Genomic DNA, 22,784 nt, shown 5'->3' with positions numbered 1-22,784 from the left:
ACCGGAGCCAAGATGTACGCCATTTCCGCCGCGGCAGATTGCCACCGGCGTTTGCTTACCCCCGGTTCGCCGGCTAACCGGGGGCCGCGCCTACCCCACCGCAAACACGAACGCCCGGCCATAAGACCGGGCGTTCAGAACAAGGTGATTTTCTGCTACCACACAGCTTTCAAGGCTTCTTCCAGCTGCGTAAAGGCGCTGAAACTGACTTTGCCGCGGTCATAGCGAAGCGTTGCTTGGGGCACGGCCCGGGCCAGGGCTTCCACCTGCCGAAAGGCAGTTTTAGCAGGGGCGTTTTCCAGGCCCAGGAACTGCGCCGGAAACGCAGTAGCATTGCCGCGTCCGGGCCCTTCCAAGGTAAACAGACCCGTCAGTTTCCAGCCGCCCGCCACGCGCACAGCCCGCAGCTTCAGTTGTTCCTCCGGGCGCTGGGCGGGCACTACCACCTTGGTTGTCAGCAAGCCACGGGCTGCGTCCAGACTGTCGATGATAAACCCGCGGGAGGCTACATGCTGCCGTAGCCGCGTGAGCACGGAGTCGGGCGGAGCAGAAGTGTAGGCCAAAATGATATTGGCCCGGCTAAACGGCGCGCCGGCCGGCTTCGGATCCTGCTGCTGAGCCACGGCCGCACCAACTGAGCCCAGCAGCAGGCCTACCCCAAGAAGTATCGTGCCTGCCTGCACTACTCGATGGCCTGCCGCAAGTCGTCAATCAAGTCTTCCGCATCCTCAATGCCTACGCTCAGGCGAATCAGGGAGTCGGAGAGGCCGGCCTTGCGGCGCTCCTCGGCCGGAATGCTGGCGTGGGTCATGGTAGCGGGGTGGCCCGAAAGGCTTTCCACGCCGCCCAGGCTTTCGGCCAGCGAGAACAGCTGAAACTTCTCCAGGCAGGCAACGGCGTCCTCTTTCCGGTCGCCCTGGAGCACAAAGGAAATCATGCCTCCGAAGTCGCGCATCTGCTGGGCGGCAATGGCGTGGTTCGGATGGTCTTCAAACCCGGGCCAGTACACCTTCTCTACCTTAGGATGGGCCTTCAGGAACTCGGCTACTTTGCGGCCGTTTTCGCAGTGGCGCTGCATGCGTACGTGCAGGGTTTTCAGGCCGCGCAGCACCAGGAAGCAGTCCTGGGGGCCGGGCGTGCCGCCGCAGGCATTCTGGTAAAAGCTCAGGCGCTCATGCAGCTCGTCGTCGTTTACAATCACGGCGCCCATCACGGTGTCGGAGTGGCCGGCCATGTATTTGGTCAGCGAGTACATCACCATGTCGGCGCCCAGCTCCAGCGGAGTTTGCAGGTATGGCGTCGAGAAGGTGTTATCTACCACGAGCAGGGCGCCGGCCTTTTTGGCAACGGCCGAAGCGGCGGCAATGTCAATAATGTTTAGCAGCGGGTTGGTCGGCGTTTCCACCCAAATCAGCTTGGTGCGCTCCGTCACGGCGGCTTCCACGGCCGTCATATCGTGCATGGGCACAAAGTGGAATTTGATGCCGTAGTTCTGGTACACCTTGGTGAAGAGGCGGTAGGAACCACCGTACAAATCATTGGTGCTGATGACCTCGTCGCCGGGTTGCAGCAGCTTCACAATGCAGTCGATGGCGGCCATGCCGGTAGCGAAAGCCAGGCCGTGCTTACCATTATCGAGGGCAGCCAGGGCATCCTGGAGCTGGGAGCGGGTGGGGTTGTGGGTGCGCGAGTACTCGAAGCCTTTGTGGTCGCCGGGGGAGCGTTGCACGTAGGTCGAGGTCTGGTAAATCGGGGTCATGATGGCCCCAGTGGTGGGGTCGGGGTACACGCCCGCGTGAATGGCTTTGGTTCCGAATTTCATAAGTAGGTAGCCTCTGGGGAGGGTAGGTGATGGGAGCGGCAAAGGTAGAAAAACGGGCCTCTTTCCCGCGTGGCTCCTACAACAGCCAACGCTAACAAGTAGCTGGCTTTTGGTCGATTTATTTTCATTTAGGTAGCCAGAAGCGTACCGCTTGGCTAGGTATATTCCTATCTTGTTGGCAAAATATAGTTCACCTTTTTCTATTTATCAGCTTGAAAAAACTTCTACTTCTTCTGGCCCTGGCCGCAGTACCGGCCGCTAGTTTTGCCGCTACCCCCACTCCTGCCCCCACCGACTCCGCCGCCCGCTTCCAGGCCAAGGTCGACTCTATGCAGGCTACGCTCCATTACCAGACGGGGCGCATCACGCTACCCGAAAGCGTGGGCGAAATCACGCTGCCGGCCGGCTTCCGCTACCTCGACGCCGCGCAAAGCAGCCAGGTGCTCACCAAATTCTGGGGCAACCCGAACGGCGAGTCCTTGGGCATGATCTTCCCTGACAGCAAAGGCCCGCTGGATGCCGGCAGCTGGGCGTTTGTGGTCGAATACGAGAAGATGGGCTACGTCAAAGACGATGACGCCCAGGACATTGACTACGACGACCTGCTCAAGGACATGCAGGCTGACACCGAAGAAGCCAACCAGGAGCGCGCCGATGCTGGCTACGAGCCGGTTACGCTGGTAGGCTGGGCCGCCAAGCCCTACTACGATAAAAGCCTGAACGTGCTGCACTGGGCCAAGGAACTCAAGTTTGGGGAAGCCACGGAAAACACCCTGAACTACAACGTGCGCCTGCTAGGCCGCAAGGGTGTCCTGAACCTGAACGCCGTGGGCTCGGTCAGCCAGCTAGCCGACGTGCGCAAAACCATTCCGGCCGTCATTACCAGCATTTCCTTTAGCAAAGGCCTGCAGTACGCCGACTTCAACCCCGAGCTGGACGAGGTAGCGGCCTACGGTATTGGCGGCCTGGTAGCGGGCAAGGTGCTGGCCAAAGTGGGCTTTTTCGCCCTGCTTCTTAAGTTCTGGAAAATAGGCCTGGCCCTGCTGGCCGGCGCCTGGACGGCCATCCGCCGCTTCTTCGGGGCTAAAGGCACGGAGGAGCCGGCCCTGGCCGGGGGCCCTAACCCCGACTCCGAACCAGAAGCGTAGCCTTCCGGGCCATTCTTACGTTCTTACCTTCGGGCCGGCCACGTGTGCGCCGGCCCGTTTGTTTTTGCTGCCTATGGCTTTCCTGAAAGAGCTTTTTCATCAGAATACGTCCACCCTGGTTTCCCTTTTCCTGCTGGCGGTGCTGCCGCTGGTCGGCGACAGTGTCCTGGCCTGGGGCCTGCACGAAAATGCCGAGTGGTTACGCAACCCCTCTACGCTGCAAATGCTGCTGTACTTTGTGGTGGTAGCTTTTACTATGACGTTCGCCCTCACGCATACCACGGTGGTTGTGCTGGTCACGGCCTTTTACTTTGGCTGGGCGGGCTTTGTGGGCATGTTGCTGACCTACGTGCTGGCGGCCATGTTCGGGCACATGCTGGCTACCTCCCTCGATAAGGGTAAGCTCATCGGACTGCTGGAGAAATTTCCCAAAGCCCACGCCATCATGCACGAGCTGCGGGCCGACAGCTGGCGGCTGGTGCTGCTCACCCGCCTTTCCCCGGTCCTACCCTTTGCCCTCATCACCTTTATTCTGGCCGTGATGGGGGTGCCGCTGCGCCAGTTTCTGACGGCTTCGGTGGTAGGAATGCTGCCGCGCACCTTGTTTTTCTACTGGCTCGGGACCAAAGCCCAGGATGTGCTCCTGCTTATTCAGGACCCCGACACCGGCACGGCCGGCAAGGTGCTCGTAGTAGTATTGGTCGCGGTGTCGTTGTTTGGGCTGTACTTCCTGTTTACCCGCGCCCTGAAACGCAGCCTGGAGCGCGGAGTGAAACACGAGGAAAAAAATTTCAACTGAAATTCAGCGCCTTGCAGCCGACCGCCGCGTTTTTCAGGACAAATTTTACTTCCCCGCTTGCACCGCCCGCTTTTTCCCCGCTATCTTTGCACAACCAAAACGGAGGAACGCTCCGCTAAATGGTAAGAATGGTTGCGTAGCTCAATTGGATAGAGCATCTGACTACGAATCAGAAGGTTTAAGGTTCGACTCCTTACGTGACCACAACCAACAGCAAAACACCCTGTAAACCAAGCGTTTACAGGGTGTTTTCGTTTGTGGCTAAACTAGGTGCGGTAACACCTTTTTGGATGTGTAGTTAACGCAACTTGGCTTCAAGGATTAGAGGCTACGTTGTTAGTGCTCCATGTGCATTCCTTTGGTGTTGCCCTTGCCAAGTTGGTTAAGCGCCGCCCGAAAACCGGCCGCTAGCTGCGCAGCAGGGCCACGGCCATAGTAGTGCAGAAACATCATGCGTGGCTGATCGAAGAGCATATGATTGTGGACGGCCACCACCTCCAAGTTATTTGCCCGCAGGGCCTTGATAACAGGATTCACCTCGTGCTCCAGCATGGCAATGTCGCCGGCAATGTGAGCGTTTTCCTGCCTACCCGCAAACGCGGCCCAGGAGTTCAGGCCGATGGCGGCCGTCATCTCGGTGCCCATCATTACGGACTGTACATCTGCCCGCCCCACCGTGTACTTGTAGGTAGGACCGTTTACTACGCCCTGGTAGCCAACCAGCTGGTCGAGGGCCGGAATATCAAACAGGTCCTTGCCCGTGGGTGGCCCAGCACTGGGCGTGGCGTTGTTGCCGGGTTGCGCTCCGGTGGCCGCCAGTTTGGGCTGGTTGGCCGGCAGCAGCTTGGAGTTTTTCAGGGCCGCAGCAAACTTTTTGGCTAGCTCACCCGGGCTACCCATGCCATGAATGTGCATGTAGAAGATGCGGGGCTCCTCGTAGAAAAAGTGGTTGTGCACGGCCCCTATTTCCAACCCCTGCGCCAGGGCTGCCGACATCAGCGGATTCACTTCCTCCTGTAGCAACACCGTATCGCTCATGAGCATGGCCGATTTACCATCCAGGGTGTGCTTAATTGCTACCCAGCCACCGAAGCCAAACGAAATTGGTACTGCTTCTCCCTTAATGGTAACTTTCAAGTCGTTGCGGGGCAGCGGTGTGGTGTGGGTAGCCTGCGCTTCCACGTAGGTGCCTTTCTTGCCCAGCGCGGCCTCAATGGCGGCAATGTCGGCCGCCGTGAGGGCCGGCGTTTTGCCGAGAACCGGGGCGGCCAGCGTGGGCCGGACCGGTAGCGTACCGAGCAGCACCGGGGCCGTAGCCAGCGCGGTGGTCTTGAGCCAGTTACGGCGGGAAAAGTGAGTGGATTTCATCGGACGGAGAACCTAGTGGTGCGTGGGAAAACAACGAGTTAGCACAAGGAAGGCCACCAGATAATGACTGGCCCTGCTCGGGCACTTACTCCAATCCCGAGAATCATGTTCACTTTGAAGCAGCAAAGCACGACCCTTGACACGAGCAACTACCAGTATCTGAGGTGGTGCGGTTGCCCGATAGAAAGCTACCCGGCCGGAAACAGCACAACCCGACCCCGCTACCCAGCCAGGTTAAGTCGGGTCTGTACGCCGGCAGACAATTACCCGCTTTCGGCCCCGCTGCGCGGCCGATTAGTCCTCTACGATGTCCACGCAAGCCCCTCCGGCTACCGTTTCTTACGCGCTGGAGGAGGCGTACGTACCACAACAAGGAAAGCCGGAACTGGGGTCAGTTCCGGCTTTCCTTGTTGTGGTACGTGCCAAGTAGCGGCGTTAGTAATCGGTATTCTGGGGGTCGAAGTTCGTCCAGCCCGTCAGCCAGTTGTCGCTGGAAGCGCCCGTGCCAGCGAAGGCACCCACGTAGCTTACTTTGGTAAAGAAGCTGTCCGATACTTTGCTGTCCGTGAAGTTGGCTGCTACGCCCGTTGTTGCCACAATGGGCGAGGCACTGCGCGGCAGGAAGCTCGGGGCCGTCAGGTTGAAGGGGTTCAGCAGCTGCACGTTATCAGCGGTAGCGTAGCGGCGGTTCCCGTTGGTTTTCAGCCAGGTCAGCGGCCCTACGGCACTGCCCCAGGCGGAGGAATCAGAAGCCATAACGTTGTTGGTGGTCAGGCTGCCGCCGCCGCCGGTACCACCAATGTAAATGAGGCTGCGCTGCCCGCCAATGGAGTTGGAGCCCGTGAGGCTGCCGGCCACAATGTTGTTCTTGAAGCGCAGGTCGCCGGCCGCGGCGTTGGCAGCCGTCATAGCGTTGTCAATCAGCACGTTGGTGGGGTAGCCCATTATCACCGAGTTCAGGATGCTGATGCTCGAGTTACGCCGGATGTGGGCGCCTGCCGTGTACTGGGGGCTGTAGCTGCCGCCGGTGGTGTTAATGATGGGCCCTACGGCCGTCACGTTGCTAAACACGGCGGAAGTTTGGGGCTTCGTTGGGTTCGAGCGGCTGTCGTTGTCCGACTCAAAAGCCTTGGAGCCCGATTGGTCAGCTTGCAAAGGGTCGCGCAGGGAAACGGCAAACTGTACCTTGCCGGCGAAGCCGTTGTCCGTGTCGAAGTCGTCGTCGAAGGTACGGTGCGACACCAGGTACTTCGCGTTTACGGCGCCCCCAAACCACTCGTAAGCGTCGTCGCCGCTGTAGGAAACCTGGATGTGGTCGATGGTCGTACCGCTGCCTACCCCGGCCAGGGTCAGGCCATTTACTTCGTTGTCGGGCGAGAAGGCCACGCCTCCGAATTCAATCCGCACGTACTGCAGCGTACCGGAGTTGTCGGCCTCGTTGGTTCCGCCGTATTTGGTGTCAATGCCCCCTTCAACCACGGGCTGCGAGGTGCCCGTCAGGGTGTTTACCGGCGCGTTGCCAGCAATGATAACGCCACCCCAGTCGCCGTAGTTGCGGGCGCCTTTGGGCTGGTTCGAGGTGAAAATAATGGGTTTCTCGGCCGTGCCCACAGCTATCAGCTTGGCGCCGGGCTCCACGATTAGGGCGCCCTTGGTGTCTTTATCCCCCTTAATAATAGTGCCTGCCTCAATGGTCAGGGTAGCGCCGGAGCGCACGTACACGAAACCCTTCAGTAGGTACTTGTTGCTGGCCGACCACGTAGTGTTCGTGGTGATGGACGTGATGCCCGTGCCGCCGACGGTTACTACCTGCCCGGTGGGGGTAGTAGTGGGCGGGGTGGGCGTGGTGCCGCTGCCGGTTACGTTGGGAGCCGGCGTTGTGTCCTCCTTGCTGCAGGCCGCCAGGCCTACTAGTAACGTGGCAGCCAAAGCCAGAGATACCGTGTTCTTTTTCATGCGTAGGGTGAAATGAAACTCGTTGCGGAAGGGCGTATAAAGGAAGCGTTAAGGAAGCGGCGTGAGGGCGCGGGCGCGAGGCTCTAGGTTGAAGCGCAGCCCCAGGGTGTAGTAAGTGCCCCGGCGGTAGCCGGCCAGCGAAGGATCATTCTTGGCCTCGTATTTTTTGTCGCGGTTAAAGTCTTGTACCAGGTTTACTTTCTGGTTGAGCACGTCCTGCACCCCGGCATTCAGGGTCAGGCGGCTGGTTACTGTTTTGGTCAAGGACAGGTCCACGGTGTGGCGGGGCAGCTCTACCACGTCGGGGTAGTCGTTGCTGCCGGCAAACAGGATGCGGGGGCCAAACACGTTGTAGAGGGCCGTTACCTGCCAGCTGTTGGTGGGCGTCTGGTAGTACAAGCCGCCGTTAAACACGTAGGGCGACTGGCCCTGCAAAGCGCGCTTCTGGTCCCAGGCTACGAAGTTCTCACCCAAGGATACCTGGCTCTTGATCAGCGAGGCATTGAACACGGCCGAGAGGTTGCGCAGGCCGGTGGTCCCGAAGGCGTCATCCAGGAAGTTGAGGCTTTTCTTCAGGTCCAGCTCCAGTCCGTAGGCGTAGGCGCTCGGGGCGTTGGCAAAGGTGTAGGCCAGGTTAGTGGTCAGCACCACCGTGTTTTCAATGGGGTTATGAAACTTCTTGTAGAAGGCGCCCACGTGAATCAGCTCCCCGCTGGAAGGGTACAGCTCGTAGCGGAAGTCCAGGTTGTCGATGGTAGCTACCTTGAGCGGCGTCAGCGGGTTCAGGTACAGCGAGCCGTAATTCAGCACGTTGAAGTCGAAGTCGTAGTAGAAGAACGGCGCGGCTTCGCGGAACTCGGGGCGGTTGAGGCTGCGGCCGTAGGAAGCCCGCACCAGGTTTTTCTCGTTGATGCTGTAGCTGAAGTTGGCCGAGGGCAGCACGAAGTTGGTAGTTACCTCCTGCTCCACGGGCTGGCCGTTGATGCCGGTGGCAATGGACTGCACGTTCCGCTCGTAGCGGGCACCGGTTACCAGCTTGAGCTTTTCGGTAATCGGAATGTTCAGCGAGAGGTAGGCGGCTTCCAACTCGTTAGAGGCGCCGTAGCGGTAGGTCGAGTTCAGGTCTTCCGTCAGACGGAAACCGTCGGCGCCAATGTTCTGGGGGGCAAAGATGTTGCCCACGGCCTCGCTACGCAGCCCTTGCAGCCCCGCCGCGTTTAGCGAGTAGCCAAAGGCCCGGGCCTGAAAATGGCGCTTCCGGTACTCCAGGTACGTGCCGGCCCCAATCTCCACGGTCCGCTCCGCTACCTGCACCTGGTGCTTGAGGTTGGCGTTCAGGGTGTAGCTGTGCTCGGAAAGTTTCTGGTACAGGCGGCCGGCGTTGTTCACGTCCACTTGGCCGGCGCCCGGGGTCAGCACGGTTTCGGTGGGGGTGCCGCCTTCGGTCGTTGAAGGAATCGACTGGTAGGAAACGCGGCGCAAATCCGGCTCGTTGCGGTTGGAGTAGCCGTAGCCACCTACCCAGTCCAGGGTGGTTTTCTCTTTATTGAAGGTGTGCTGGCCCGCCAGCTGGCCGGTGTAGGTAGTGCGGCCCTGGTAGCCCAACTGGTAGCTGTTGCGCACCAGGCGGCCGTCGTTGTCGTAGCCTTGGCGGGTGGTTACTTGGTTGCGGCCCTGCTGGTTGAACAGGTTGCGCAGCTCCAGCCGGTCGCCGTTGTCCAGCACCAGGTTAAAGTTCTGGATAGCCCCGAGGCGCACGTTATTCGAGGACTGGTCGTCCTTGAACTGATCAGTGCGCTGGCCGGCCCCGTCAAACTGGTTGCGGTCAATCTGGAAGTGGGTGAAGGTGTTGGTGTAGTTCACCGACGTAATGCTGCCGATGGTCAGGTTCTTCAGGTTGATCTGGTCCAGATAGGCCGCATTAAAGCGCATATCCGGCATGGCTTTCATCTTGTAGATCGGGAACGTATTCTCCAGCTGCTTGGCGTAGAAGTCCCGCTCGTACTGTTGGTAGGCGGTGCCCAGGGTAGGAAAACCACCGGGCAGCCCGCGCTTCACGGCCCCAAACCCGAAGGCGTCGCCGGCCTGCGTTTTGTCGGTGAAGAATGTGCTGCCCGTCGTCCCGTTCCGGTACCCCGAGGAGTAGTTGACCGTGAGCAGGCGCTCGTTCTGGGCTGGCTTGCGCAGGTATACCTTCACCAGGCCACCGGCAAAATCGCCGGGCAGCTCCGGCGAGGGGTCTTTGAACACCAGCACCCGGTCGAGCAGGGAGCTAGGCACGATGTCGAAGGAAAAAGATTTGCGGTCGGTTTCCGAGCTGGGCGCCGTTACATCGTTGAGCCACACGGCGTTGTACCGGTCGCTGAGGCCGCGCACCTGAATAAAGCGGTTATCCACGATGGTAACGCCCGGAATACGCCGTACTACCTCGGCCGCGTCCCGGTCCTGGGTTTTCACGATTTGCTCCGACGACACCCCGCTCACGACCACGTTGGCCTGCTTGATTTCGGAGATAACCGAAACCTCGGTGTTGGTGCGGCGCACGCCCGTAACAACCACCTCGCTGAGTTGCTGCTGGTCGGTTTCCAGCTGGGTGTTTACAACCGTCGTCTTGCCCGCTACTACGGTTACTTTCTGGACGGTCGTGGTTTTGTAGGAGACGGACGACACCACCAGGGCATACTCCCCAACGGGCACTTTCTCCAGCCGGAAGTTGCCGTCCACGTCGGTGGGGCCGCCGATGCTGGTTTTATCGAGGTGAACCGTGCCACCCACTATTCCTTCGCGGGTGGCGGCATCCTTCACCACACCCTGAATAGTACCGGTGCTCTGCGCCAAGGCCGTAAAAAAGGTACCGCAGCAGAGGAGAAAAACGAGGGTAATCCGGGTAACTGTGTTCTGCATAGTGGCAGCAAAAGTAGACGCACCCTGTTACCCTAATATGCCCTCTACTTTATTGAATTGTTACCTAGCGTAGCTTGCCGCAACAGAAGACCCTAGTGCCTTTTTTCAGCATATATTTTTGTTTATCAATAGGTTATAAAATTATTTTTTTCATGCTGGCAGTAGTCCATGCGGGACTGGACGGCTCAGCTTGTAATGCCAGGACCCGGCCACAGCAGGCCCGCCGGCAACCCCGTAGCCGTACCCAAGCTTTGTTCGATGGTGGTTATGGGTAGGGCGCGCCGCCTACGTTCTTTCGTGCGGGCGAGGAAAGCACGCGTAAGCGGCTCTAGTTCTGAGCTACTCATCCGCACGCGCTGTAATCATATAATTCTTGATGCCAGCCTACCCTTGCCCATGAATGTGAATTTTCTTTTTACAAAAGGGACTTTTTTACGAGCTGAACCGTTTGTCGGTACGCCCCTGCTACCTATTACTACCGATGCAACTAGTCGCCTACCGGCCCGAATACCGGATTTACCTGGACCTACTTCACAATCACGTAGTATATGAGCGCCGCGCCGAGCAAACACTTGCGCAGGCCATGCCGTATTTCTTAGCCGACTGGCAGCGCGTGCTGCTGCAACTCCGCCCGGGCTTTACCATGCTCTGCGACGTGTCGCATACGCTGGGCCCCAATGTGCGCCTGCTGCCTTTATATGTGACGCTACGGGAGATGCTGAAGGCGGCTGGCATCGCCGTTATGGCCGAGGTTCACCCCTGCTCCCTTACCATGCAGCCCCTGAGCCGGGCTTTGGGGCAGCGGCTGGCCCTGCCCGTATTCCAGTTTACGGATCGGGCCGAAGCCGAGCGTTTTTTGCAGGAACACAACGCACCGGTGACTTCTTGTTTCGTCGCCTAGGGCTGATGGTGGGCTGGCTGCCGTAGCCTGCCTATCTTTGCGGCCGCGACCAAGGCTGGTCCCAACGTTTTGGGCAGTTGAGCGGTTATACTGCTAAGTTCTGGTCGCCATCTGTTTAATTTCACCTTCTGCTAATGAATTCTGTTTCCACCGATATCTGCATTATCGGAGCTGGCCCGGTGGGGCTATTTGCCGTATTCGAAGCGGGCCTGCTGAAGCTGCGCTGTCACGTAGTCGATGCCCTACCGCAGGTGGGGGGGCAGCTGTCGGAGATTTATCCCAAGAAGCCCATCTATGATATTCCCGGCTTTCCGGAAGTGCTGGCCGGCGACCTGGTGCAGAACCTGATGCGCCAGATTGAGCCCTTCCACCCCACCTTTACCTTGGGTGAGCGGGTCGAAGGCTACGAAAAGCTGGAAGACGGCTCCTTCCGGGTGACGACCATTGATGGCACCGAAATCTTGTGCAAGGCCATTGCCATTGCCGGCGGCCTGGGTTCCTTTGAGCCCCGCAAACCGGCCATCGACAGCCTCGCTGATTTTGAGGGCGGCAAGGGCGTGTACTACATGGTGCGCGACCCGGAAACCTTCCGCAACCAGCGCCTGGTTATTGCCGGCGGCGGCGACTCGGCCCTGGACTGGACCATCTTCCTGGCTGAGGTAGCCAAGGAAGTAACCCTGGTGCACCGCGGCACTACCTTCCGCGGGGCCGCCGACTCGGCTGAGAAAGTAAAGAACCTGCACGAGGCCGGCAAAGTAAAGCTGGTGCTGAGCAGCAACGTTACGCACGTACACGGCAACGGCCAGCTGCACGGCGTCACGATTACGGCCAACGACGGCACGGCCGCGCAAGTAGAGGCCGACTCGTTTATTCCTTTGTTCGGCCTCACGCCCAAGCTGGGGCCCATTGGCGAGTGGGGCCTGGAGCTGGAGGACGACGCCGTGAAAGTAAACACCGTGGATTACTCCACTTCCGAGCCCGGAATTTTCGCTATCGGCGACATTAACACGTATCCGGGCAAGCTCAAGCTCATTCTCTGCGGCTTCCACGAGGCCGCCCTGATGTGCCAGGGAGCGTTCAAGTACATCAACCCCGATAAGAAATACGTACTCAAGTACACCACCGTAAACGGGGTACCCACCTTGTAAGGTCAGGAGGGTAAGAGGGTGTGAGAGCAGGAGTTGGCAGCAGCACCTTCTCACTTTTCCCCTCACACCCTCCTACCCTCTTACCCCCACACCCTATAATATGACCGACGAAGTACGCGTGTATGTGGAGGAAGCCCCCGGCCAGCGCCGGGAGGTAGTTGCCCCCACCGATATGGGCCTGAGCCTGATGGAAATCATGAAGGCCGACGGCTACGACATTCAGGCTACCTGCGGGGGCATGGCCCTGTGCGGCACCTGCCACGTGGAGGTGCTGGCCGGCCCCGAGCTGCCGGAGCCCAGCGACGACGAGTTGGCCATGCTCGAAAGCCTGCCCGTTATGACCCAAGGTAGCCGCCTCTCCTGCCAAATCCGCATTACCCCCCGCCTCGACGGGCTAGTGGTGCGCCTGATGCCCCAGGACGCGTAGCTACTCTGGCAACAATTGCCTTTTTGAGTAAACCAGAGAAAAAGCCGGCCCGAAACTATCGGGCCGGCTTTTTCTCTGGCATTGCCTGGCGTAGCTAGAGTAGCGCCCTTGCGTTAGCGCCGACGGCGGCTGGTGGTTTTCTTTTTGGTGGTTGATTTCTTGCTAGTGGTCTTTTTGCGCCCCGCTGATGAGGACCGGTGGGTGCTGGTGCTCCGGCGGCGCGAAGAGGAGGAACTGCGCCGGTGGGCGGTGCTGCGGTGGTGCACGGTAGCGGGAGCATCCTTGGCCTCGGTGGTTTCGGCGGGCTTGTTGTCCTCGGAGGCCTCTAGGTTGCGGGCCGTTACTTCCACAGCGGGCTGGTGGGTACCCGTTTCTTCAGCGGCGGCCCGCAACGTAGCGGCTTGCTTGCGCCGCACTGGCATCAGAAAATCCCGCTCGGCCCGTTCCCGCGCCGAGAGCTTTTCCTCGCCGGGTAGCTGGGTAGGGGTAGCCGGTGGTGTCTTTTTGTCTCCCTGCGCCCACGCCGCGCCGCTGCTCAAGAGCAGTACCGCGGCAACCATGCTTAGTTTATGCATCAACTTCATCCTTCCTGAAAAACAAACGAGCGGCAAATGTACTATTCACCGGAGCTTGGCTCAAAGTGCTTGGTTAAAGTTCAGATGATCTGCAGGTATAGTACAGCTCTATCTGCTCATACTACCACCTGGTGGCCTTGCCTGCTGGGCCGCAATCTGGAGCCGAAGGCCGGCGGAGTGCGTGGTGAATTCTGGGGCGTAGAGGCACTGTAGCTGGGAAAGCCCGCCGGAAAAATTGCCGCTTTGGGCCGCCCGCAGCCGGTACTCGAACGTGTGCGTGCCCTGGGGGAAGTAGCTGATGAAAAAGTTGGTGGCCGCGTCGCGGGGGCTTTCGTAGTAGCCCAGGCCGCTCTGGTAGCGGTAGCCGGAGGTCTGGCCGATGAGTTCCAGGCCGGCGGCGCGCTGGTCCTTCAGGTGCACGTACTCCAGGGCCCGGTCGGAGCGCAGCACCAGGCGCACTACCAGCACATCCCCCACGCGCAGGGGCGTGGCAGCAGTAAGAGGCTCCAGCACGGGCCCCGCGGCGGTGCGCTGCTCCCGGTAGAGGCGGCGCTCCAGTTGCAGGGACGTGGTGGCGGGCGTAATCTTGTCCAGCTGCTCAAAATACTGCCAATACAGGCCCCCCCAGGCTACTCCAGCGTCGGGCTTCTGCACCGTTACGCGACCCTGGGCGGGCTTAATTTCGGCCGCGGGCCAGCTAACTTTGTAGTAGCCGGTGCCCGCCTGCTGAGTGGTGGGCGGCACATCCTTCCCTCCTACCGTTACCTGGAGCGGCTGGGTGGGCTGCAGCCAGTTGGAGCCCCGCAGCAGCAAGGCGTAGCAGGCATCGGCAGTGGCGCGGGTACTTGCCCAGTTCTGCACGCGCTTCTGACTGAGCAGCCACAGCTTCATCTCGTCCACGGCTTTTTGGTCATTGAGCACCTCATCGAACGCCTCAATGAGCGTGGCCTGGGTTTCCGTGGGTGCATCGCGCCAGTAGTAGCCGCCGCGAACTTCCTTCCAGTACATGCCCAGCACGGGTGAGTGCAGGGCGTTTTCCTGCAATGCCGTAAGGATGTTCTTGACGGCGGTGGGCTGGGTTTTGGTGCGGTGCATGGCCAGCGCCGCCAGGGCCTGCACGTAGTGGGTGCGACCCAGCCAGTAGGTGGCGGCCTGCTGCTGATAGTACGCTTGGGCGGACTGCGCTTCTTTGGGCACGGGCAGCGTGGGCCAGAAGCTGCGCGCGTACAAGGCCTGCACCTGCACATCATCCAGGTGGTTTAGCTTCAGGTCCACTTTGGCCTGCTTGCGCAGTTGGGTGTAGTCACGCTGCATTTCTCCGTCGAGGTAAGCCACAGCGTTTTGCAGAATTTGCCGGGCTTGCTGGTCCTGCTGGGCATTGAAAGCCCTCAGTTTCTGGAGCTTGCCAAAACCGGCTACGATAAGCTGGGTGATATACCGGTCGGCGGGCATGCGCTCAAACCAGGGAAAGGAGCCGTCGGGCAGCTGCATCTGGCGAAGCTTGGTGAGGGCGCGGGCAGTCTCCGTTTTGAGGCGGGCGTCATCAAACAGCTCGGCGAGGCGGCGCATCCGCTCGGTTTCGTTCTGGGCGTCGCGCACCCAGGGTGTTTCCTGCAGCAGCAGATTTTTCAGCTCCTGGTTTTGCTCCAGCTTGCTGGTAAGAACGGCTTTGTCGCCGGCCTGGGCGGCGCGCTGCCACTCGGTTAGCATAGTGCGCAGTTGAGGGTTACTCTGCAGAATTTTGGCGGCCAGCAGGTTGGCGTAGAGCCGGCTGAACACCTGCTCGGAGCACTCGTAGGGGTACTCCATAAGGTAAGGCAGGGCCTGCACGGCGTACCAGGCCGGGTTGGGCGTCATTTCCAGCGTGAGTGAGTAGTTGCGGCGGGTACTGGAGGTAGTGCTGGTAAGCTTTTTCAACTCAAACTCCCGGGTGGCCGCCCCTACCACCGCCAGCGGCAGACTCTCGGTGATCAGCAGTCGGTTCGGCAGGACCGGCAGGGTGTTTTCCTCGCCGTCCTCAACCGTCAGCTGATTGTTGGCTTCTGCTTGCTTGCCTTTGGCTTCCCGGCGAGCCTTGCGGTCCGCTTTTCCTTTCTGTGCTTTGCCCTCCGCCCGCGCTACTACCCGGTAAGTTATGGCTTCAATGGGTGGTTGTCCCTCGGCAGTTTCGGGTAAGGTGAGGCTCCAGCTAACAGCCTGACTCTGGTTGCCGTTGAGGCTGAACTTTACGTGGGCAGGGCCGTGTAGCACTCGGCTTTCCAGAGGCTGCTGGGTACGGGCGTCGAACAGAAACAGATGAGCCGTGCCGCTGAGGGCTTGGGCCGTAAGGTTGCTGAGCTTGGTCGAAAGGGTCAGCTGGTCGCCCTCCCGGAAGAAGCGGGGGGCGTTGGGCGTCACTTGCAGGCTCTTTTGCGTTACTAGCTCCCGGCGCAGCAGGCCGGTACGCAGTTGCTGGTCGTGGGCCAGGGCCAGCAGCTGCCAGCGCGTTACGGCTTCGGGCAGCTGAAATTCCAGCACGGTTTCGCCCTGGGCATTGGTGCGCACGGCGGGCACCCACAGGGCCGTTTCGCGGAAATCCTTGCGGGCCTGCACGCCGCTGAGGTCAGGTTGGGAGGCAGTAGGCTGGGAACCACTATCGGTTGCCTCCCGGAACTTGGGCGACCGTGCTACCCCGCGCAATTGGACTCTAGGAGCAGATACAGCGGCGGCCCTGGGAGCCACTTCCTGGTCGGCTACAACCATGGTCCCTTGCCCTGATTCTAAGCCGGCTAAGTCAGCGGGATTATCTGTGTTGCCCTTCACTGTCTTGGAAGCTACCACTTTGTCTTTCAATTCCTCCTGATCCGGAATTGCATCGTTGCCCCATAATCCCCACATATTCAAATGCGGATAGGCTACAGGCCCGGGATATATTAGTGCAAGCTGCCGGTCAAATAGCTCCACCCCATCCTCCGTGGCGAAGCGTCCCTGCCAGGCCAGCGTGGGTGGGAAGTAGGGCCGGTAGAATTCCAGGGCCGCGAAATCGTGGGGGCGGAATACGTCCAGCGACTTATCGTAGAGGGTGGCCAGCAGCTCCGCGTCGGCGGGTTTTCCGTCGGTCTGGTGGATGGTAACGCGCCAGGTTTCCTGCTGACCGGGCTGCAGCTTGTCGCGGAAGGTAACAATGCTGAGTTTCAACGGCGCGGGTGGCGTGGCTACCTGCACCGGGGCCGTGTGGGTATAGAGGCGGTTGTCGCGCACCTGAGTAAGGTGCACGTAGAGCTGGGTTTCGCCGAGGGCAGCAGGCACGGGCGCTTCCACCACGCGCTGCTCCCCGGCCCGCAGCGTTAGCCACTCGTGGCGCAGGGTTTGGCCCTTGGCCTCGGCTTCCAGCAGCACGCGGGCCCCTTCCTCGGAGCTTCCCACCAGAAAGCGGGCGGGCTGGCCGGGCGCTATGCTGTCCTGCAACGGCACAAACCAGTCGGCCGTGGGCACGGGCAACGTGTTGGCGGCGGGGTCGAACAGGGTGAACCGCTGCTCGGTATGGGCTGCGGACTGGCCAGGCGCAGCCGCCCGGGCGGCCGTGGCTTCCAGCAGGTAGCGGCCGGGCTGCTGGGTAGCCAGAGCCGTTTGCAGGGCGGGCAGCAGCGGGGTTTTGTCGGTATCGAACTCCTGGGTAAGCACCAGAGTGCGGGCCCAGGTGCTGTCGTTGTCTTCGTTGCCGTAAGCATCCAGCGGGAAGCGGCGTTTAAACTCTTCCCGACTCAGGACTTCGCGCTCCGGCCGTTCCCAGAGGCGGGGCCGCCAGGCGCGGGCGGGCGGCGTGAGACGGTACAGGCGCAGCTGCCCTGTGGCGGGCTGCGCCTCGCCGGCGGCGTTGGTGCTGATGAGGCGCAGGGCGGGCACGGCGGCGCGGTTAAGCGGCTGGGGTAGCTCCAACCGAAGCGTCAGGGCCTCGGTGCCCAAGCTCACGCGCTGCTGGCCGGTGCGGGTTTCGCCGGCGGCATCCGTCACGTCGGCTGTCACCTCGAATACGTAGCCAGGCGCCCAGCCGCCGCGCTTGCCTTGGTGCAGGTCTTCACCTTTGGCAATGAACGTAACGGCAAAGCCACCAGCCGAATCAGTGCGGGCCGTACCGCTGAGAATTTCCTGCTCGGGCTGGCTATTGCCGTAGATGCTGCGGGCGTACAGCGGCCAGAACGTGCGCCGCACCACCCGGTAGCGCACCGTGGCGCCGTCAATAGGCTGGCTGGCGTAGGCCGTGGCTTTGCCGCGCACCGTTACGGACTGCCCCAGCACGGGCGTGCCTGTCACCGGCTCAAACGTCACCTGGAAGGTAGGCCGCTTGTAGTCCTCCACCGCGAAGCTTTGGCTGCCGTACTCCGTCTGCAGCGACATTTCGCCGTTTAGCAGGCCCGTCGGCAACACAAAGGAACCGTGAAAGGAGCCGAACTCGGAGGTCACGAAATCGAGCGACTTAACCAGCTGCCCGTTCACATCCATCAACCGTAGGCTCACGGCCCGCTTCGTTAGCAGTTTCGCCTTACCTGCCCGTGTTTCCGTCAGAATGCCTTTGAAGTACAGCGTCTGGCCGGGCCGGTAGATGGCGCGGTCGGTGTACAGGAAAGTGCGGGGTTCAGCTTGTTCCTGGCGCTCCAGCTGACTGCGGCGGGGCATAAAGTAACCCAGGCCTTCGAGCATGAGCAGCGAGTCGGAACCGCGGGTAAACAGCGCGGCCTGAATCTGGGTGTTTTCACCGGTGAGCTGGCCCGCCGGGAGCTGGGTCTGGCCCTCGGCGTTGGTGGTCAGCTGCCTCCCGCGCTGCTGCCGGTATTCGCGGCGACTTGGGTTGTAGTACTGGAAGAAGGGCAAAACCCGCACGCCGGGCTGGGGGGCGCCGCTCTGGCGGTGCAGCACCAGCAACTCGGGCCCCTCGGTACGGTCGGCGCTGCGGCGCACGTAGCTTAGTTCGCTTACCTGCACCTGCCCGTAGGCGGTAACCGTGCCGGGCTGCTCTTTCGTGGGGGTAGTAGCTGCGGTGCTCAGCACAATAAGGTACTGGCCTACGGGTAGGGCCGGGCCTGCGTGCTGAACCGAGTGGCTGCGAAAATCCCGGGGGGCAGGAACATCCAGCGTCCAGGCGGCTACGGGCGTAGTAGCCAGGGCGCGGGCGTAGCGCTGCCGCCAGGTTTTATTCTGATACAACTCCGGCCGCTCCAGCTGCCGAAGCAGTTGGGCGCTGCTGACGCGGTAGGCCGTAGCATACAGGCGCGGGGCATTGCGCACCATCAGGCGCAGGAGCCAGGGCTGGTTGGGTAGCAGCACCTCCTCGCTGGTGAAACCCAGTTCCAACCGTTCCAGCCGCTGGCGCAGGGCCGCCGCCTGCCGGCCTCCCCGCGACTTTGGAAACTGGGTTGAGGCTGCTACGGCTAGCTCGTGGGCTTTAGTGGGGTTATTTTCCTCCCAGGTGCCGGCCTCCAACACTCGCAACTCCGCGCTGATAGGCAAGGCCTTGTACGTTTCCGCCGCGCGGACCAGAGCAGTGCGGTACAGCTCAGTGTTGCTGGGTAGCGCCATGTGTTGGTGCACGAACTCAAGCCGCAGCCGGTCAGCATCGGCCAGGGCGGCGGGGTTAGTGGCATCCTGCTGCCGGAACGCCAGCAGCTGTTGCAGCACCTGCAGGGCATGAAACTGCCCGTTAAGTGAGTCGGCCGGGGGAGTTTGCAGCTTAAGCCGGATAAACGCTGGCACCGGGCCAAACAGCGCCGCATCCGTCAGGGCAAACTGCTGGGCGGGCTTGGTGATATACAGCTCCTCATTGCCAAGGCCTTCCACCGCCCGGTGGGCCAGCAGGTCGTAGAGCGTGGGGCGCAGGGCGCGGCCCTCGGCGCTGCCGCCGCGACTGAGGTAGCCCAGCGCAGCTAGTTTCAGTTGCTGCTGGCGGCGCGGCTCGTCCTGCACCGAGGCGCGGTAGTGCCGGACGATGGCCGCGCCCAGGCGGGTGGCGTCCCAGGTGCGCACGTCGTCACGGCTCGGGTCGGCGGTGTCAGGTCGGGTGCGGGTTCGGTCGTAGAGTTGGTAGCGGTGTCCCTGGTAGTACCGCTCGTAGAGTTGAGCCAGCAGACTATGCAGCACCGGCCGGGCCGGAAAGTGCGCCGTTTTCACGTCCGCCTCCACCAGCGCAATGGCCTGCACGTCCGCTTCCTCCTCCCGCGCTTCCAGCAGCCGCAGCTTATAAAGCAGGGCCCGCAAATGCTCGGGCGCGTTCTGCTGGCGGCGGGCCCGCTGGTAGAGGGGCTCCAGCAGCTTCGCGGCCGAGGCCGTCTGGTCCTTGGCCAGCAGCTGGTCGATCTTTTTCCAGGTAGCCGGGGTGCCGCTGTGTGCGCTGCCGGGTGGGGTAGTTTGGGAGGAGCCCGCGGAAAACAACAGCAGCACGGCCAGTAAGCTTAACAGGAAAGGACGCATAGGGGTAGAACGGATCAGGCGGGCAAATTGGTAAACAGGAGATGCCGAGGCGGCCCGGATTCCATAACGCCCCGTAAAAAGCCTCCTGAGTTTCCGCCGCGCCGGCCCGTAGCAGCATGAATCCCCGGCTACTCCAGGTGGAGCGGCCGGGGATTCGGGCGCTATTCAGCGGGCATTCTTGCGGCCGGCAAAGCGGGAGCTACCAGGGAAACTACGCGTTGATGCGCTGGCCGTCCAGCACGCGCTCCGCCTGCAGGATGTGGCGTTTCATGTGCTCTACCAGCAACTCCAGGGCATCGGTCAGGCGCGGGAGCAGCAGCGGAATAATGGGGTTGGGAATGCGCACCGTGTTGGCGTTGATTTCCCGGGCCTGCACAATCAGGTTATCCAGTTCGTCGAGCTGGCGGCTGAACACTTCCAGCACCGTGCGGGGTAGGCGCGAGCCGCTGGGGGCGTACTGCTGGGGCGTTTTCATGGCTTTTTCGGTAGCGGGCACCCGCATGGCCTCAGTCATTTTCTGTCCGAAAAATCCGTGTACTACCAACTCCGCGGGCTTGGAGCCGCGCTCCTTGGCGGCCTTGATTTTGCGGCTCATTACGGGCAAGTATAGCCCTCCCACAATGTTAAGGTGCTCCAAGCACTGGCCCACGCTCCACTTGCCCGGCCCCGGCCCCCGGTTTAGCTGGTCATCGGTAAGCGGACGAAAACGGCGGTTGGTAATTTCTCGCACCCGCTGCAGTTCAGTAGCCAGGGAGTCCAGAAATTCAGTTGTGCGACGGGCGGTGGCGCTCATAATGGTACGGGGCGGTAAAGCGGAATAGACTGTAATGATACACCCCGCAAACGGTTTCGTCAATGCCCGTAGTGCGCGCCCAAACAGATTAGAGTAAAATTCGGTGGGTAGCGTACCTTCGGGGCATGTCTCGTTTCCTACGACTATTGCTGAGCTTGCTGGGGGCGTTTGCAGCGCTGTTGCCTACGCAAGCAGTTGCCCAGGCCGTGCCCAACCCGGGCGAAAATGTAGCCTTTCTGGTCACGTTCGGGGCCCAAGCCGATAAAAGCTGGGGCGACGATGACTTCACGCAAACGTTCTTTTTCCTGGTTCCAAAGGAAAACCGCCAGCCCGTCTACATCCGCCTGTTTGACCCCGACTGCGGCGGCCAGCACGACGAAGCTAAGTTTGGCTGGAACACTACCACTGAGTTTAGCCTCTACGGTGGGGAAGGTGCCCACTCCGGCCCCGATGCCCGGCGCACCGAGCCCCAGGGTACCTTCCGCTCGGGCACTTTGCTAAAGCAAGCCGCCTTCGGAGCCGAAAAAACCTACGACAACCGCTGGTACACCTTCGGCCCGCTCAACCCCCTGGAAGGCGAGTTTGTCAAGGAGTTCGACGGCTACGTGTTTAAGCTGGTGGCCCAGGGTAAAAAGGGCGACGACGGCAACTTATACCGGTATTTTCTGAGCACCTCGCCTACCCAGAACGTGGCGGTGGAAGGGGGCAATGCCTTCACCTACGAGTACAGCTTCCGCCTCTCGCCCCAGCGCAAGGCCAAAACCCACCTCTACCCCTTCGTGAACGACCGGGTAGTGAGCATCAAGCAAAGCAACTTCGATGTGGATGGCGATGTGACCCTGAAGATTTTCAGCGTGGCTAAAAACGGCCATTCCGCCACCGTAAGCGGCGACAACCGCTGGGCCAACAGCGTGCATCCCATCACGGCCAAGGAGCACGGCCTGTCGTTGGATCTGCAGATTACCTCGCTTTCCAAGGCTTCCAACGACCTGGTATTCTACGTCACGGATCAGTACGACACGGCCCTGCCTTTCTTTGCGGTGCCGCTCGGGGGCCCGCCCCGCTACCGCTACGAGGTGGACGTGAAGATTCGCCGGTAAGGGCTACGGGTAGCACCAGCGGGATGAAATAAAGTTGAGGGTTGAGCTGATTTCGCTTATTATTGAAATCAGTAATACTTTAGCTAAACTCTATTTATTCCACTATGCCTGCTTCGAGCCCTGCTCCCTCTCGGCCTGCCGCTCCCGCTTCTGGCCGAAGGCGCGGCTACTTGCCGGTTTTGCGCGTGGTACGGCGCTATTTCGGCTTTTCCCGGCGAGAAACTTCAGGCTTTGTGGTCTTGCTGGCGTTAGTGGGGCTGTGGCTGGTGTTGCCTAGCTTGCTGCGCCCGGCCCTGCCGGCCTATAACCCCGCCGCCGATCAGCAGCAACTGAACACCTGGGCCGCAGAACTGGCGGCCCGGCGCACCACCCGGCCAGCCTTTGCCAGCCGCTACCCGCGGCGCGTGCCCATACCCCAAGTAGCACTAGCGCCCTTTGACCCCAATTACCTATCGGCTACCGACTGGGAGGCTCGGGGCCTGCCGGGCTACGTAGCCCGCCGTATGGTACACTACCGGGAGGTTATCGGGGGCTTTCGGGCCAAGGAGCAGATTCGCCGAACCTATGGCCTGGAGCCTGCCTTATATGCCCGCCTGGCTCCCTATATTCAGCTGCCTGACCAACTGCCCGCGCGCGAGGCCCGCGCCTACCCCAACGGCGGCCCGTACCCAGACCGGAAACCGTTCGAGCCGAGGTCGGGAAACCGGTTTCCGCGCAAACCTACCCGGCTGGCGGCTTTTGATCTGAACGCGGCCGACACAACCCAGCTCATGCAAATCCGGGGCATTGGGCGGGGCTACGCGCGGCGCATTGTGGAGTACCGGCAGCGACTGGGAGGTTTCCAGAGCAAGGACCAAACCGCTGAAATCTACGTCCTGCGCGACGCGCCCGACCTAGTGGACAGCCTGCGCAAGTATACCTTCGTGGCTCCAGGCTTCGCGCCAGCCTTGCTGGATGTCAACAATGCCTCGTTTGAGCTTTTGCAGGCCCACCCCTACGTTGGCAAGCGCCTGGCCCGCGTGCTGGTTGCCTTCCGGCAGCAGCACGGCCCGTTTCGGCAGCTCGCTGATCTGCGCCAGATTCGCATTCTGGACCAGGCTACTTTTGACAAGCTAGCCCCTTACGTGGAGCTGAAATAGAGGGAAGCCCAGGGCCTGTTCTTACTCTACCGCCGTTAAGCCAACGGCTTCCTCACGCTTCAAGAAAAAGGTTCTTATTCAAAGGTAAAACCAGGGTAGGAAGCAAAATTCACGGCGACGCTAGGGTATATGGACCGTAAACGAAAACGCTGCTTTCCGCCTCAAAACCCGTTGTGCTTATTTGCAGCGACTGTGGTTACTAGTTACGCAGCCTAGCTTAGGGGAAGAGGTAGTAGCAACCGGCTGGGCGTCACCTTTCC

15 protein-coding genes and 1 tRNA gene are annotated in these 22,784 nt (G+C 60.9%); 8 read left to right on the top strand and 8 right to left on the bottom strand.

Annotation, left to right across the window (positions count from 1 at the left end; all coding sequences use genetic code 11):
* Positions 1–155: 155 nt before the first annotated feature.
* Complete coding sequence (locus IEW18_RS02455) at positions 156–683, bottom strand: hypothetical protein (protein ID WP_188556212.1); 528 nt, start codon at positions 681–683, stop codon at positions 156–158.
* Positions 683–1,822: a cystathionine gamma-synthase gene (locus IEW18_RS02450; protein ID WP_188556211.1), complete on the bottom strand. Its 1,140-nt coding sequence runs from the start codon at positions 1,820–1,822 to the stop codon at positions 683–685. Before IEW18_RS02450 ends, IEW18_RS02455 begins: the two co-directional genes overlap by 1 nt.
* 212 nt (positions 1,823–2,034) lie before the next feature.
* On the opposite strand from IEW18_RS02450, the gene IEW18_RS02445 reads away from it, so the two are divergent.
* The 3 genes from IEW18_RS02445 (at position 2,035) to IEW18_RS02435 (ending at position 3,973) form a co-directional block, all read left to right on the top strand.
* Positions 2,035–2,970: a DUF2167 domain-containing protein gene (locus IEW18_RS02445; protein ID WP_229728566.1), complete on the top strand. Its 936-nt coding sequence runs from the start codon at positions 2,035–2,037 to the stop codon at positions 2,968–2,970.
* A gap of 73 nt (positions 2,971–3,043) precedes the next feature.
* Positions 3,044–3,769 (top strand): TVP38/TMEM64 family protein, encoded by a 726-nt coding sequence (locus IEW18_RS02440; RefSeq protein ID WP_188556210.1) that lies wholly within the window; start codon positions 3,044–3,046, stop codon positions 3,767–3,769.
* A 130-nt stretch (positions 3,770–3,899) separates the two neighbouring features.
* A tRNA-Arg gene (locus tag IEW18_RS02435) sits at positions 3,900–3,973 on the top strand.
* A 132-nt stretch (positions 3,974–4,105) separates the two neighbouring features.
* Here the strand turns inward: IEW18_RS02435 and IEW18_RS02430 are convergent.
* The 3 genes from IEW18_RS02430 to IEW18_RS02420 form a co-directional block, all read right to left on the bottom strand.
* A complete protein-coding gene (locus tag IEW18_RS02430) occupies positions 4,106–5,137 on the bottom strand; it encodes a DUF1259 domain-containing protein (protein ID WP_188556209.1) in 1,032 nt (343 codons plus the stop codon).
* A gap of 435 nt (positions 5,138–5,572) precedes the next feature.
* Positions 5,573–7,093: a beta-helix domain-containing protein gene (locus IEW18_RS02425; protein WP_188556208.1), complete on the bottom strand. Its 1,521-nt coding sequence runs from the start codon at positions 7,091–7,093 to the stop codon at positions 5,573–5,575.
* Between the two features lie 48 nt (positions 7,094–7,141).
* Entirely contained in the window at positions 7,142–9,997 is a 2,856-nt protein-coding gene (locus IEW18_RS02420) for a TonB-dependent receptor (protein WP_188556207.1), read from the bottom strand.
* A gap of 481 nt (positions 9,998–10,478) precedes the next feature.
* On the opposite strand from IEW18_RS02420, the gene IEW18_RS02415 reads away from it, so the two are divergent.
* The 3 genes from IEW18_RS02415 (at position 10,479) to IEW18_RS02405 (ending at position 12,473) form a co-directional block, all read left to right on the top strand.
* Positions 10,479–10,898 (top strand): hypothetical protein, encoded by a 420-nt coding sequence (locus IEW18_RS02415; protein WP_188556206.1) that lies wholly within the window; start codon positions 10,479–10,481, stop codon positions 10,896–10,898.
* A gap of 134 nt (positions 10,899–11,032) precedes the next feature.
* A complete protein-coding gene (locus tag IEW18_RS02410) occupies positions 11,033–12,046 on the top strand; it encodes an NAD(P)/FAD-dependent oxidoreductase (protein ID WP_188556205.1) in 1,014 nt (337 codons plus the stop codon).
* A gap of 100 nt (positions 12,047–12,146) precedes the next feature.
* Positions 12,147–12,473: a 2Fe-2S iron-sulfur cluster-binding protein gene (locus IEW18_RS02405; protein ID WP_188556204.1), complete on the top strand. Its 327-nt coding sequence runs from the start codon at positions 12,147–12,149 to the stop codon at positions 12,471–12,473.
* A gap of 113 nt (positions 12,474–12,586) precedes the next feature.
* Here the strand turns inward: IEW18_RS02405 and IEW18_RS02400 are convergent, their stop codons facing one another.
* From IEW18_RS02400 to IEW18_RS02390, 3 genes are all read right to left on the bottom strand, one after another.
* Positions 12,587–13,051 carry a hypothetical protein gene (locus tag IEW18_RS02400; RefSeq protein ID WP_229728565.1) on the bottom strand — a complete coding sequence of 155 codons (465 nt, stop codon included), beginning with the start codon at positions 13,049–13,051 and terminating at the stop codon, positions 12,587–12,589.
* Positions 13,052–13,156: 105 nt separating this feature from the next.
* Complete coding sequence (locus IEW18_RS02395; protein ID WP_188556202.1) at positions 13,157–19,492, bottom strand: alpha-2-macroglobulin family protein; 6,336 nt, start codon at positions 19,490–19,492, stop codon at positions 13,157–13,159.
* Positions 19,493–19,703: 211 nt separating this feature from the next.
* Positions 19,704–20,285 carry a DinB family protein gene (locus IEW18_RS02390; RefSeq protein ID WP_188556201.1) on the bottom strand — a complete coding sequence of 194 codons (582 nt, stop codon included), beginning with the start codon at positions 20,283–20,285 and terminating at the stop codon, positions 19,704–19,706.
* A gap of 125 nt (positions 20,286–20,410) precedes the next feature.
* Between IEW18_RS02390 and IEW18_RS02385 the strand changes: the two genes are divergently transcribed.
* Entirely contained in the window at positions 20,411–21,385 is a 975-nt protein-coding gene (locus tag IEW18_RS02385; RefSeq protein WP_188556200.1) for a hypothetical protein, read from the top strand.
* A gap of 233 nt (positions 21,386–21,618) precedes the next feature.
* The gene (locus tag IEW18_RS02380; protein WP_188556199.1) at positions 21,619–22,524 is read left to right on the top strand and encodes a ComEA family DNA-binding protein; all 906 of its coding nucleotides are present in this window, start codon (positions 21,619–21,621) and stop codon (positions 22,522–22,524) included.
* Positions 22,525–22,784 lie beyond the last annotated feature (260 nt).

Origin of the sequence: Hymenobacter glacieicola, from assembly GCF_014640315.1 — a bacterium.
Taxonomy (GTDB): Bacteria; Bacteroidota; Bacteroidia; order Cytophagales; family Hymenobacteraceae; genus Hymenobacter; species Hymenobacter glacieicola.
The sequence above is the reverse complement of the archived record's forward strand: the minus strand, read 5'-3'. Positions and strand labels throughout refer to the sequence as shown.

What these genes read in the sequence shown, in the direction of transcription:
- IEW18_RS02450 (WP_188556211.1), bottom strand. Translation starts at nt 1,822, where the DNA reads ATGAAATTCGGAACCAAAGCCATTCACGCGGGCGTGTACCCCGACCCC.
- IEW18_RS02440 (WP_188556210.1), top strand. Translation starts at nt 3,044, where the DNA reads ATGGCTTTCCTGAAAGAGCTTTTTCATCAGAATACGTCCACCCTGGTT.
- IEW18_RS02430 (WP_188556209.1), bottom strand. Translation starts at nt 5,137, where the DNA reads ATGAAATCCACTCACTTTTCCCGCCGTAACTGGCTCAAGACCACCGCG.
- IEW18_RS02425 (WP_188556208.1), bottom strand. Translation starts at nt 7,093, where the DNA reads ATGAAAAAGAACACGGTATCTCTGGCTTTGGCTGCCACGTTACTAGTA.
- IEW18_RS02420 (WP_188556207.1), bottom strand. Translation starts at nt 9,997, where the DNA reads ATGCAGAACACAGTTACCCGGATTACCCTCGTTTTTCTCCTCTGCTGC.
- IEW18_RS02415 (WP_188556206.1), top strand. Translation starts at nt 10,479, where the DNA reads ATGCAACTAGTCGCCTACCGGCCCGAATACCGGATTTACCTGGACCTA.
- IEW18_RS02410 (WP_188556205.1), top strand. Translation starts at nt 11,033, where the DNA reads ATGAATTCTGTTTCCACCGATATCTGCATTATCGGAGCTGGCCCGGTG.
- IEW18_RS02405 (WP_188556204.1), top strand. Translation starts at nt 12,147, where the DNA reads ATGACCGACGAAGTACGCGTGTATGTGGAGGAAGCCCCCGGCCAGCGC.
- IEW18_RS02395 (WP_188556202.1), bottom strand. Translation starts at nt 19,492, where the DNA reads ATGCGTCCTTTCCTGTTAAGCTTACTGGCCGTGCTGCTGTTGTTTTCC.
- IEW18_RS02390 (WP_188556201.1), bottom strand. Translation starts at nt 20,285, where the DNA reads ATGAGCGCCACCGCCCGTCGCACAACTGAATTTCTGGACTCCCTGGCT.
- IEW18_RS02385 (WP_188556200.1), top strand. Translation starts at nt 20,411, where the DNA reads ATGTCTCGTTTCCTACGACTATTGCTGAGCTTGCTGGGGGCGTTTGCA.